Annotated in this window: 9 protein-coding genes; 5 read left to right on the plus strand and 4 right to left on the minus strand. The window is 69.7% G+C overall.

Annotated features, from left to right (window positions below; all coding sequences use genetic code 11):
* Both VFS34_17435 and VFS34_17440 read left to right on the plus strand, forming a co-directional pair.
* A partial coding sequence (locus tag VFS34_17435; protein ID HET9796234.1) for a tetratricopeptide repeat protein occupies nucleotides 1-860 on the plus strand: 860 nt, incomplete at its 5' end.
* Entirely contained in the window at nucleotides 857-2,503 is a 1,647-nt protein-coding gene (locus VFS34_17440; protein HET9796235.1) for a CRTAC1 family protein, read from the plus strand. The genes VFS34_17435 and VFS34_17440, both read left to right, overlap by 4 nt.
* Nucleotides 2,504-2,539: 36 nt before the next feature.
* On the opposite strand, the gene VFS34_17445 is transcribed toward VFS34_17440, so the two are convergent.
* Together VFS34_17445 and VFS34_17450 are read right to left on the minus strand one after the other, a co-directional pair.
* The gene (locus VFS34_17445) at nucleotides 2,540-2,980 is read right to left on the minus strand and encodes a hypothetical protein (protein HET9796236.1); all 441 of its coding nucleotides are present in this window, start codon (nucleotides 2,978-2,980) and stop codon (nucleotides 2,540-2,542) included.
* A gap of 79 nt (nucleotides 2,981-3,059) precedes the next feature.
* Nucleotides 3,060-3,200: a hypothetical protein gene (locus VFS34_17450; GenBank protein ID HET9796237.1), complete on the minus strand. Its 141-nt coding sequence runs from the start codon at nucleotides 3,198-3,200 to the stop codon at nucleotides 3,060-3,062.
* A 260-nt stretch (nucleotides 3,201-3,460) separates the two neighbouring features.
* Here VFS34_17450 and VFS34_17455 point away from each other — a divergent pair, with 260 nt between their 5' ends.
* Together VFS34_17455 and pruA are read left to right on the plus strand one after the other, a co-directional pair.
* Complete coding sequence (locus VFS34_17455; protein HET9796238.1) at nucleotides 3,461-4,879, plus strand: APC family permease; 1,419 nt, start codon at nucleotides 3,461-3,463, stop codon at nucleotides 4,877-4,879.
* Between the two features lie 213 nt (nucleotides 4,880-5,092).
* Nucleotides 5,093-6,685, plus strand: a complete 1,593-nt coding sequence (gene pruA / locus VFS34_17460; GenBank protein HET9796239.1) for an L-glutamate gamma-semialdehyde dehydrogenase — start codon at nucleotides 5,093-5,095, stop codon at nucleotides 6,683-6,685.
* Nucleotides 6,686-6,748: 63 nt separating this feature from the next.
* Here the strand turns inward: pruA and VFS34_17465 are convergent, their stop codons facing one another.
* A complete protein-coding gene (locus VFS34_17465) occupies nucleotides 6,749-10,639 on the minus strand; it encodes a sialidase (GenBank protein HET9796240.1) in 3,891 nt (1,296 codons plus the stop codon).
* A 177-nt stretch (nucleotides 10,640-10,816) separates the two neighbouring features.
* Here VFS34_17465 and VFS34_17470 point away from each other — a divergent pair, with 177 nt between their 5' ends.
* Nucleotides 10,817-11,251: an MmcQ/YjbR family DNA-binding protein gene (locus tag VFS34_17470; GenBank protein ID HET9796241.1), complete on the plus strand. Its 435-nt coding sequence runs from the start codon at nucleotides 10,817-10,819 to the stop codon at nucleotides 11,249-11,251.
* Between the two features lie 22 nt (nucleotides 11,252-11,273).
* On the opposite strand, the gene VFS34_17475 is transcribed toward VFS34_17470, so the two are convergent.
* Entirely contained in the window at nucleotides 11,274-12,164 is an 891-nt protein-coding gene (locus tag VFS34_17475; GenBank protein HET9796242.1) for a tetratricopeptide repeat protein, read from the minus strand.
* Nucleotides 12,165-12,366 lie beyond the last annotated feature (202 nt).

The following is a 12,366-nucleotide window of genomic DNA, read 5'->3' on the forward strand; positions in this document are numbered from 1 at the left end:
CGGCCTTCCTGTGGGACACCGGAAGGATCGATCCCGGCAATCGCGCGATGGAGGAGGCGCTCGCAAAATTCCCCGACGTCGCCGAGCTGCACGCGAGCTACGGCGAGCATCTGGCGATCCAGGGACGCTTCGAGACGGCCGCGCGGGAGCTCGAGCGCGCGCGCTCTCTCGGAGCCGGCTCCGCCGATCTCCTGATCGCGCTCGGGAACGCCCACTGGAGCGCCGGCGACCTCGACCGGGCGCGCGAGCGGCTCACCGAGGCGGCGGAAGCCGAGCCGCCGTCGTCGGCCGCGCAGCTCGCGCTCGGCCGGTTCCTGCTCTGGACGGGCCGCCCGGACGAAGCGGTCGTTCATCTCGAGAACGCCGCGCGCGACGAGCCCGAGGCCGAAAGCCGGCAGATGCTCCTCGGCCGCGCGCTCGCCGCCGCCGGCCGGCTCGCCGAGGCCGAATCCCGATTCCGCCGCGCGGCGGCGCTCTCGAAGTCTTCCGCCCCGCACGTGGCTCTCGCCCAGACTCTCGCGCGCGAGGGGAAGAAGGAGGACGCGCAGCGGGAGGCGGAGGTCGCGAAGCGTCTCTACGACGCCGAGCGCGCGGACGAGCTCGCCCGCGGATCGCACCACGTCCAGATGAATCTCGCCTGGGAGGAGCTCGAGCACGGCCAGCCCGCGCGGGCGCTCCGGCGATTCGAAGCGATGCCGGACGCCCCCGACGTCCTCGAAGGGCGGGGCGCCGCGCTCTCCCGTCTCGGACGGCACCGCGAGGCGATCCAGGTCCTCGAGCGCGCGAGCGCGGAGGATCCCGCCGACGCCCGGATCCGCGCGCGCCTGTCGCGCGAGTACGCCGAGAGAGGCCGCCGATGATCCTCGCGCTCGCGGCCCTCGCCGCCGCGGTTCCGGCCGCCGCGAGCCCCGCTCCCTCGGCTTCCGCGGGCTGCCCGATCACGCTGACCGACGTCGCCCGGAAATCGGGGATCGACTTCCGGCACGAGCGCGGAGCGACGCCGCAGCGGCGGCTCCCCGAGACGATGGGATCGGGCGTCGCGTGGCTCGACTACGACGCCGACGGATGGATGGACCTCTACGTCGTCCAGTCCGGCCCGTTTCCGCCGACGGGAAGCGCCGCGGCCGGCGACCGGCTGTATCGCAACAACCACGACGGGACGTTCACGGACGTCACGCAGAAGGCCGGCCTGCGCGACACGGCGTACGGCATGGGGGCGGCGGCGGCCGATTACGACAACGACGGCTTCCCGGATCTCTACGTCACCAATTTCGGCGCCAACATCCTCTACCACAACAACGGGGACGGGACGTTCACGGACGTCACGGCGCGGGCCGGCGTGGCCGCGTCCGGCTGGAGCACGAGCGCGGCGTGGGCGGACGTCGACGGCGACGGCTTCCTCGACCTCTTCGTCGCCCGCTACGTCGACTACTCGGTCGAGAAGGATTACTTCTGCGGAAACGTCGCCGCCGGCGTGCGCGACTATTGCCATCCGAGCGTCTATCCCCCCGCGTCGGGGATCCTGTATCGGAACAACGGAAACGGAACCTTCACGGACGTCACGAAGGAGGCGGGGGTGGGGGCGCCCGGCAAGGAGCTCGCCGTCGGCTTCCTCGACTTCGACCTCGACGGCAAGCCCGATCTCTTCGTCGCCAACGACACGGTGGGGAATTTCCTGTTCCACAATCTCGGGCACGGAAAGTTCGAGGACGTTTCGCTCACGTCCGGGACGGCCTTCAGCCTGGAAGGGAAGCCTCAGGGCGGAATGGGCGTCGGGGCGGCCGACTTCGACGGCGACGGACTTCCCGATCTCGTCGTCACCTACTTCGATTTCGAGCTGAACGGCTACTACCACAATCTCGGATCGGGCGTGTTCGAGGACCTCACGGTGCCCTCCGGTTTCGGCGGTCCGTCGCTCAACTTCCTCGCCTTCGGAATCGGCGTTCTCGACCTCGACGACCGCGGCGTCCTCGACGCCTACATCGCCAACGGCCATCTGCAGGATCCGACGAGGCGCGAGAACACGACCTACGCGGAACGGGACTTCCTGATGTGGAACGACGGCCACGGCCGGTTTCACGAGCAGGGATGCGGCCCGGCGTTCGACCAGGCGTTCGTCGGGCGCGGCGTCGCGGTCGCCGATTACGACAACGACGGCGATCCCGACGTCGCGGTCTCGAACTCGGGCGGACCGCTGCAGCTCCTTCGCAACGACGGGACGCACGGTCGCTGGGCCGGAGTCGTGCTCGTCGGGACGCGCTCGAACCGCCAGGGGATCGGCGCCCGTCTCACGGCCGAGCTGCCGAGCGGACGGAAACTGACGCGCTGGGTGCAGTCGGGGGACAGCTATCTGTCCTCGTCGGACCCGCGCGTGCTCTTCGGACTCGGCGGCGAGGCGTCGATCCGATCGCTGACGATCGACTGGCCCTCCGGCACCGTCCAGCGCGTCGGACCCGTCGCCGCCGGACAATACACGAAAATTACGGAACCCCGGACGCCCTGACGGCCGAGCGCCGGCCGCCGCCGCGCCGTTCGTCCTTCAGCCCGCGAGCTGCCGGAAGAATTCCGCGAGCCCTTTCGCGGAGCCGCGGCCGTTGAACGTCACCTCGATCGCCCCTTTCGCCGCGCCGCGCCCGAGAGGGCCGACCGTGATGCCGGGAGCGGGAGCCGCGGCTCTCGGGCGCCGCAGCGGCGCGATTCCCGCCTTCCGGCGGAGCCGGGAGAGCTCGGGAGCGAAGAGCTTGACGCCGAAGCGCTTCCGGATCGCGTCGATGATCTGCGAGCCGGTCATCTTTCCCGCGCGGAGCATCTTCTGCGCTTCGCGCTGCGCCGAGGCCCGGTCGATGCCGAGCTTGCGCCGCGCCTCCCGGATCGCCGGCAGCGGAACGTCCTTTCTCTTCAGGCGCCGGGCGGCCGCCTTCTTGAGCTGGCGCTCGTTCAGCGACTTGTCGGCCCGGAGCATGGTCACGAGCTGTGTCACAAGAGTCTTATCGGTCATATTCGCTCCCCGGACGGCAGGATAACAGAGCGGCAAGCGCGATGTGACAAGACCGGAGGAATCAGCTCGGACGCGACGGAATCACGGCGAGCACGAGCCCCGTCACCGCGACGCCCGCGGACTCCCAGCGCCACGACGGGGGGCGGAGGAGAAGGAACCCCGCGACGCCCGCCGCCACGAGCGCGAGCCCGATCTTTTTCATCAGCCGATCCTTCCGGAGCCCGGATCATTCACGGTCCCCGGCCGGTCAGGTGAATCCTGCCGGCCGCGCGGCACGGAGCGACGCGATGGACCCGAAGCGGCCGGTGGTACCCGCGAAATATCTTTCGTCGAGGCGAAGAAGGCCGCCGAAAGCGATGTCTCGGCATCGGCGAGGCGGGCTTCTGCAGCATTTCGCCGGAAAAGATCCGCGGGGACGCCGGAGGCGCTCATGGATGCGGGCTCTAACGTAGGATACGCGAAATGCCTCTCGAAAAGACGCTGCGGACGCGGGACCTCGTCCTGTTCAACGTGGCCGCGATCGTCGGAATGCGATGGGTCGCGCTCGCGGCGCATTCCGGTCCGTCGTCGATCGGGCTCTGGGTCCTCGCGGCGTTCGCCTTCTTCGTTCCGCAGGGGCTCTGCGTCACCGCGCTCTGTTCCGCGATCCCCGAGGAAGGCGGGCTCTACGTGTGGGCGAGGGAGGCGTTCGGGCCGCGGCAGGGTTTCGTCGCGGGCTGGCTCTACTGGACGTCGAACATCCTGTATTTCCCGACGCTCACGCTTTCGACGGTCGTCTTCGCGCTCTACGTGTTCAACCTCCGGTTCGCCGCCCTCGAGAACAGTCGCGCCTACACCGCGGGGGCGTCGCTCGTTCTTCTCGCGGTCGCGCTCGCCTTCAACATCGTCGGCCTGAACACGGGCAAGTGGGTCCAGAACGTCGGCGGCCTCGCGCAATGGATCCCGTCGGCGGTGCTCCTCGCGGTCGGAGTCGTCGCGCTCGCGACCGCCGGGTCGGCGACGCCGATTCCCGCGCGCTCGCTCTTTCCGTCGCTCGCGCGGAAGGACACGATCATCTTCTTCGCGCAGATCTGCTTCGGCTTCGCCGGGCTGGAGCTCGCCCCCATGATGGCCGGCGAGGTGCGCGATCCGAAGCGCACGTTCCCGCGCGCGATCTGGATCTCCGGCCTGACGATCGCCGCGTGCTACATCCTCGGCACCCTGTCGATGCTCTGGGCGCTCCCTTCCGAGAAGGTGTCGATCATCGCCGGCGTCAACCAGGCGATCGCGCAGGCGGGCGCCGCGCACGGTCTCCGGTGGATCGGACCTCCGGTCGCGCTGCTCATGACGCTCGCCGGACTGGGCGGCCTCGGCGCGTGGCTCGTCGGCACGGCGCGGCTCCTCTTCGTCGGCGGCCTCGACCGGTACCTTCCCCCCGTGTTCGGACGCACGCACCCGCGGTGGAAGACGCCCTACGTCGCGCTTCTCGTCCAGGCGGGGCTGTCGGCGCTCTTCATCCTCGCGGCGACGCAGGGGTCGACCGTCCACACGGCCTATCTCATCCTCGTCGACGCGACGCTCATCGTCTATTTCATTCCGTATCTCTACATGTTCGCCGCGGCGATCCGGCTCCGCCGCACGATCAGGAGCGCGGCGGGCGCGATCCCCGTCCCGGGAGGAGACGCCGGAAGCTGGGTCGTCAACGGCATCGGGTTCGCGACGACGCTCCTCGCGATCCTGCTCGCGCTCGTTCCGCCCTCGGACGAGGCGGGAAAGACCGCCTTCTTCCTGAAGGTCTTCGGCGGGTCCTTCGGATTCGTCGTGGCGGGATTCGTGTTCTACGCCTGGGCCGAACGCCGTCGGACCGCCGCGGGAGCGGGCCCCGGGACCGGGAGCGCGTGACGGCCCGCTCGCTGCCGACCTGAGCCTCCGCGAGCCCGGGCGGGCCGGACGGTGCGGAGAGCCTTCACGGTCGAGGAGGGCGCCGCGTCGAGCGGCGCGAAGCGTCCGCTTCGACCCGGCGGGTGGACCAACCCGACTCCCTGCCGTAGGCGACCGGCGGCCGGGGGGCTGCCGGTCGACTCTTGAGATAGATTCGGCGGCCGGAGGAACGCGATGTTTTCCGAATTCCGCAACGAACCCCTGACCGACTTCACCGCCGAGGCGAACCGCCGCGCGTTCGCGGACGCTCTCGAGCGGGTGCGCGGAAGACTTCCGCTCGAAGGCCGCCTCTTCGTGGGCGGCCGATGGACGTCCGGGGCGGCCACGTTCGAGTCCCGCAACCCGTCCCGCAAGGACGACGTGATCGGCCGCTTCGCGAAGGGCACGCGCGCCGACGCGCTTCGCGCGGTCGACGCCGCCTTCGACGCGTTCGCGGCGTGGAGGAACACGCCGTCCGACGACCGGAGCCGGCTCCTCGTCCGGATCGCCGCGATCCTCCGGAACCGCAAGCACGAGTTCTCCGCGATGATGTCGCTCGAGGCGGGGAAGACCTGGCCGGAAGCGGACGGCGACACCGCCGAGGCGATCGACTTCTGCGAGTTCTACGCGCGCGAAATGCACCGGCTCTCCGAGCCGCAGCCGCTCACCCCCGTTCCCGGCGAGCGCGGCACGCTCGAATTCCTCCCGCTCGGCGTCGGGGCGATCATTCCGCCCTGGAACTTCCCGCTCGCGATCCTCGCCGGAATGACGACCGCGGCGATCGTCTCCGGCAACACCGTGGTGCTGAAGCCGGCCTCCGACACCGCGGGGATCGCGACGATGTTCGTGGAGGCCGCGATCGAGGCGGGCGTTCCCGCGGGCGTCCTGAACTTCGTCACCGGCCCGGGGGCCGAGGTCGGAGACGCGCTCGTCGAATCGCCGAAGGTCCGGTTCATCGCGTTCACGGGATCCAAGACCGTCGGGCTGGAGATCAACGAGAAGGCGGCGAAGGTGCCGAAGGGGCAGATCTGGATCAAGCGGGCGATCCTGGAAATGGGCGGCAAGGACTTCATCCTCGTCGACGAGACCGCGGACCTCGACTCGGCCGCGGCCGGCGTCGTCGCCTCCGCCTTCGGTTTCCAGGGGCAGAAGTGCTCCGCCTGCTCCCGGCTGATCGTCGTCGATTCCGTGCACGATGAGCTCGTCGCGAAGGTCGTCGAGAAGACGAAGGCTTTGAAGCTCGGGCCGGCGGACGACCCCGCCTCGAGCGTCGGTCCCGTCATCAACGCCGGCGCCCAGCGGAAGATCCTCGAGTACGTGGAGGCCGGGAAGAAGGAAGGCAAGCTCCTCGCGGGCGGCGGCGCCGGCCCCGATTCGGGCTTCTACGTGCAGCCGACGGTCATCGACGACGTCTCGCGGGACGCGAAGATCGCCCGCGAGGAGATCTTCGGCCCGGTGCTCGCCATTCTCCGGGCCCGCGACTTCGACGAAGGCGTGGCCCTCGCCAACGACACGGAGTACGGCCTCACCGGAGCGCTCTACTCCCGCGACCCGGCACGGATCGCCCGCGGGAAACGGGATCTCTTCTGCGGAAATCTCTACGTGAACCGGAAATGCACCGGCGCGCTCGTCGGCGCGCATCCCTTCGGCGGCTTCAACATGTCGGGAACCGATTCGAAGGCGGGCGGCCGCGAATACCTCTATCTCTTCACCCAGGCCAAGGCGATCGCGGAGAAGATCTCCGAGACCGCCCCCGCGACGTCGGGCGAGAAGAGCAAGGGCTTCTAGCGGGCGAGGAGAACCGCCCGGCTCGCGAGGAGCCGGGCGGCAGGATTTCCCGGTCCGGGCCGGTTACTTGCCGGGCGGCGCCTCTCCCGTCGGAATCGGCGGGAGCTTCCGCTTCCCGAGCTCCGCGTTGATCGGATCGAGATCGCTCTTCGAAACGGCGTCGACTTCCTTCGCCACGTCCGCCAGCTCGCGGCGGAGCGCCTCGACCCGCTCCACCTGGTACGCGGCCGGCTTGCCTTCCCAGCTCATGAGCGCTCCGTAGACCTCGTCCAGGTGTTCGCGGATCCGCTCCTCGCCCGTGATCGCGCCCCCTTCCTTCGTCGCGACGATCTCCTTCTTGATCTCGTCGAGCCGGCCGGCCGCCGCGTCGAGCCTCTTCTTCAGGGCGTCGGTGTCCGGAAGCCCCTTCGCGGCCCGCAGGACCCCCGCGCGCGCCCCGTCGATCCGGTCGTTCAAGGCGCTCATCTCGCCGAACAGCGCATGCGCCTTCATCACGGCGTCGAACTGCTCTTTTCGCTCGGCCGGCCCGTACGGGGCGCGCCGGTCGACGGCGACTTCGAACTTCTGCTCGATCGTCTCGCCCCCCTTGGTCAGCCGTGCGGTGTACGTTCCGGGCGGCACCCGAGGTCCGAGAGACGAATTGAAGGCGAGTTGCGCCGCCCTCGGCACCCGCGGCGGAGGAACCTGCATCGACCAGAAGACGCGGTTGATGCCGCGCCGCTTGCTCGCGGCAATCGAGTCGATCACCTTCCCGTCCGCGTCGAGGATTTCGAGCTTGATCGGGCCGAAGAGGTGGCGGGTCCGCTGGTAGTAGGTGATCACGGCCCCGCCGGTCGGGTTCGGCCCGACGAACGTCGCGTCGCCTTCCACCCAGCCGCCGTTGGACGGCATTCGCTGCTGGACGACGCGCCCCGGGAGGAACGCCGCGTTCCTGCCGAGCGTGTCGGCGGCGAGGCTCCGCAGGGGCGTGATGTCGTCGACGATCCAGATCCCCCGCCCGTGCGTCGCGAGCACGAGGTCGTTGTCCCGCGGATGGATCTGGAGATCGCGCACCGCGACGTCCGGGAAGTCGCCTCCCTTGAACTGCGCCCACGTGGCGCCGCCGTCCACCGAGATCCAGAGACCGAACTCGGTCCCGAGGAAGAGGAGCGACGGCTTGACCGTGTCTTCCTTGATGACGTGCGCGTATCCGCGGATCCCCTGCTCCGGTCCCGCGATCCGCGTCCATGTCTTCCCGAAATCGGTCGTGCGGTACGCGAACGGGCGGATGTCGCCGACCGTGTGGAAGTCGAACGTCGCGTAGGCCGTCCCCGGCTGGAACCGCGAGGCCTCCACCCACGTCACCCACGGCGCCGGCGGCAGTCCCTTCACGTTTCCGACGACGTTCGTCCACCCCTTTCCGCCGTCCCGCGTCAACTGCAGGTTACCGTCGGAGGTGCCGACCCACAGCACGTTCGCGTCCTTCGGGGACTCGGAGACCGAGTAGATCGTCGTGAACTCCTCGGCCGCGGAGTTGTCGACGGTGATTCCACCCGAGAGCTCCTGCTTCTGCTTCTCCGGATCGTGCGTCGTGAGATCGGGAGAGATCCGGTCCCAGGTCAGGCCGTGGTCGCGCGAACGGAAGAGGTACTGCGCGCCGAGGTAGATCGTTCCCTTTTCGTTGGGCGACGGATAGATCGGCGCGTTCCAGTTGAAGTGCAGCTTCTGCTTGTATCCCGCCTTCGGCTGGATGTCGCGCTGCGTGCCGGTCCGCCGGTCGTACCGCGTGATGTGCCCGCCCTGGGCCTCCGAGTACACCGCGTCCGGGTCCGACGGATCCGGGATCGTCCAGAATCCGTCGCCGTTCGGGATCGGCGTCCACCGGGAGTTGGAGATTCCGCCGGGATGCGCCGAGTCCCCGAACCACGAGCTGTTGTCCTGGATTCCGCCGTACACCTGGTACGGATCGCGGTCGTCGAGCGCCACGTGGTAGAACTGGGAGACCGGCAGGTTCATCGAATGCCGCCAGCGGTTGCCGCCGTCCTCCGAGATCCACAGCCCGCCGTCGTCCCCCGCGATCGCGTGCTTGACGTTGTCGGGATCGATCCAGATCTCGTGCCAGTCGCCGTGGCCTCCCCCTCCCGTGTAGGAGAAGCTCTTTCCGCCGTCCTCGCTGACGGTGATCGAGCCGCCCGGCTTGAAGACGTGATCGGCGTTGGTGGGGTCGACGACGAGGCGGCCGAAGTAGAAGGGCCGCCAGATCATGCTCTGGCCGTGGTCGCGCGCTTCCCACGTCTTTCCGCCGTCGCCGGACCAGTACAGCGCGGAATGGACCGACTCGATCAGCGCGTACACGATCTGAGGATTCGAGGGCGCGATGACCGTTTCGACGCGCCCCCACGGTTTGCCGGGCAGCCCCGCGTTCGTCCGGGACGTCATCTCCGTCCAGCTCTTCCCGCCGTCCTCCGAGCGGAAGAGGCCGCTGCCGCTCGGCGCATTCGGGCCATCGCCCCCGGATCGGAACGTCCAGCCCTTCCGGCGGAAGTCCCACATTCCCGCCATCAGCACGTCGGGGTTCTTCGGGTCCATGGTCACGGACGAACAGCCCGTCGAGAGATTCGCTCCCTTGAGGACGAGGCTCCAGTTCTTTCCGCCGTCGTTCGTCTTGTAGAGACCCCGGTCGGCGCTGTCGCTCCACAGCTTTCCCGGGACGCACGCATAGACCGTGTCGCTCCGCTTCGGGTCGACGAGCACGCGCACGATGTGCTCGGAGTTCGGCAGGCCCATGTTCGTCCACGTTTCGCCCCCGTCGGTGGACTTGTAGATCCCGTCGCCGACCGAGACGGAGTTGCGCATCCAGGATTCGCCGGTTCCCACCCAGACCGTTTTCGGGTGGGACGGGTCGATCGTGATCGCGCCGATGGACTGGACCGGCTGCTTGTCGAAAACCGGTTTGAACGTCGTCCCGCCGTCGAATGAGCGCCAGACGCCGCCGCTCGCGGCGCCGACGTAGACCGTCGTCTTCCCTCCTTCGTTCCTCGCCGCGATCGCGGCGATCCGGCCGCTCATCGCCGCCGAACCGATGTTGCGCGCGCCGAGCCCCGAAACCGTGCCGGAGTCGAAGACCGGCGGCCTCGCCGCGGCGGGGGCCGGCGGAGCCGAAGCGGCGAGCGCCGGCGCTCCGGGAGCGGCCTTGATCGACAGGACGATCGGCGTTCCCGCCGGAGGGAACGTGAACAGCAAGTCCTCGACGTCGACGTTCGCCTCCGCGTGCTGGACGTCGTAGCGCTGCCGGCCTCCTCCTCCGGGCTGGCTCTGCTCGATCGAGAACGGAAACCAGGCGCCGTCGATCTGCCCGTAGCTCCCGAGGTCGCTGTCCGTGATCTGCTCGGCCCCGCGCACGCGCGTGATCGTCTCGGTGCGGATCTCGAGGAAATAGTCCGGGTCGAGATAGACGTATTCGGTATTGCCCCCCTTGAGGTTGACACGGAGTTTCAGGGCCGGCGTGCCGTCGATGTCCTCCGTGCCGAGGTACTCGACGGTGTGTCCCTTCTGCTTCCAGTCGACGAGCGGCCCTTCGATGTCGGCCTGCTCCGCGAGCTGCCGGTTTTCGTCGGCAGTGTGCTTCTGCGCATCGCGCCGCCCCTGGAACGGCTGGAGATTCCACCCTTCCTTGCCGTCGTACGCGTCGACGGCGGTCAGGCCCTGGAGCGTCACCTCCTGCCGGATCATGCCGGGCCTCTTCTGGACCTGCCCGAAGACCGCCTCGATCTGGTTGTCGCCGAACGCGAACGTCACCTTCCCGGTGAGGCGAAGAGAATGAATCGCCTTCAGCTTCTCTTCGCCGCCGCGGGCCGCGACGTTCTTCGCGACGATCTCGTCGACCGTCAGCGGCGACGGGGCGGCCGCCCGGACGCCGGGCAACGCCGACCCCAGCAGGAGGAGAGCGATCGGGAAACGAAGCGAGAACCGCATGGAGAACCTCCGAAAGTCAATGAACCGGTCGCGCGGACGCGCGAGCCCGAGAGCCCGCCTCCGCGCCATTTCGGCGCCCGGAGAACGATGTGGGTCGAAGATGCACCTTCCCGAACTACGGAGTCAAACGATAAAGGTTTCCCCGGCGCCGGCCGCTCGCCGTAGACTGCCGCCCGCGTGAAGAAACGGAAGCCGCCGAGCCGGCGAAGCTCGTCCGGCGCCGACGGCGACCTGAGAGCGGACTCCCGCGCGCTGAGGACCTTCGCTCTCCGCTTTCCGGGCGCGACCGAGGATTTCCCATGGGGCGAGCGCGTCGTGAAAGCCGGCGGGAAAGTCTTCGTGTTCCTCGGCCTCGACCCCGTCCGCGGCGGCCCGCTGGCCCTCTCGGTCAAGCTGCCGCAGTCGGCGGAAGAGGCGCGGGACCTGCCGTTCGTCCGGCCCACGGGATACGGCCTCGGGAAAGCCGGATGGGTCACCGCGACGTTCGAGCCGCCGGCACGCGCCCCGATCGGTCTCCTCGAGGCCTGGATCGCCGAGAGCTATCGCGCGGTCGCGCCGAAGAAGCTCGTCGCCGTTCTCGACGACGCCCGGCGGCCATCGCGGACGAACTGAGATCCGCCCCAGGGACCCGCGGTCACTCGCCGAGCCGGCGAAGCTCCTTCCTCGCTTCCGTGTGGTCGGGGTCGAGCCGGAGTGCATCGCGAAGCGCCGTCACCGCTTCCGCGCGGCGGCCGACCTTCTCGTAGAGCACCCCGAGCGTCCACTGCGCGTCGGCCCACGTCGGGGCATCGGGCGGCGGAGGGGATGCGAGATACCGCTTCAGGTGCTCGATCCCCTCCTCGAGCCCGCTGCCCGAGAGCCGGGCGATCGCGCCGAGCTGGAAATGCGCGATGGGGCCGACGTCCGGATCCTCCGAGAGGGCGAGCCACGTCCGCCGCGCCTCCTCGAAGCGCCCCTGGTCGACGAGCAGCGCGCCGAGCCCGGCGCGCGCCTCCGAGTTCCGGGGATCGGCCTCGAGGGCGGACCGGTACTCGGCTTCGGCGCGGGAGAGCTCCTTCTCGCGCGTGAAGAGCACGCCGAGGGCGACGTGGCCGCGCGCCGGATCGAGCCTCGCGATCGCCTCCGCCTGCTCGCGCGCCCGCCCGGTCCCGCCGCCGGCGATTCCGGGAGCCTCGAGGTAATACGTGAACAGGGCGAGCCGCGCTTCGACGTCCTCGGGGGCGAGCGCGACCGCCTTTTCGAACGCCTCGCGGCACTTCTTCGCGAGGCGGTATCGCGAAAGGAGAGGGGCGGTGCGGGCGCGCATGCCGTAGGCTTCCCCGACGACGCGCCAGAGCGCCGCGTCGCCGGGAGCGTCGACCAGAGCGGCCTCGGCGATCGCCGAGGCGCCGTCGGCGTCGCCGGCGCGGATCCGGGCCTCCGCGCGGTCGGCGGGGGAAAGCGTATCGGCCGGCGGAGCGGCCGCCCGGACCGCCGGCGCGGCCGCCGCCGCCAGGACCAGAAGGGAAACGGCCGAGAACCTCATGCCCGCCTCCGGCGATTGTTCGGAACGGAACGATTCTATCGCGGGACCGGAAGACGGGGAGCCCGGTGCCTCGCCGGAGAGGCGCCGCTCCTCGCGGCGGATGGCGTCGGCGCCGCCCTCGGGGCCGCCCGGCGCGCCTGCCGGCGGCCGCGATCCGCGAGGCGTGACGCCCGGAGTATCCTTCCGGGCGCATGTTCCTCGG

It is taken from the genome of Thermoanaerobaculia bacterium (assembly GCA_035717485.1).
In the GTDB taxonomy this organism is placed as follows: domain Bacteria; phylum Acidobacteriota; class Thermoanaerobaculia; order UBA5066; family DATFVB01; genus DATFVB01.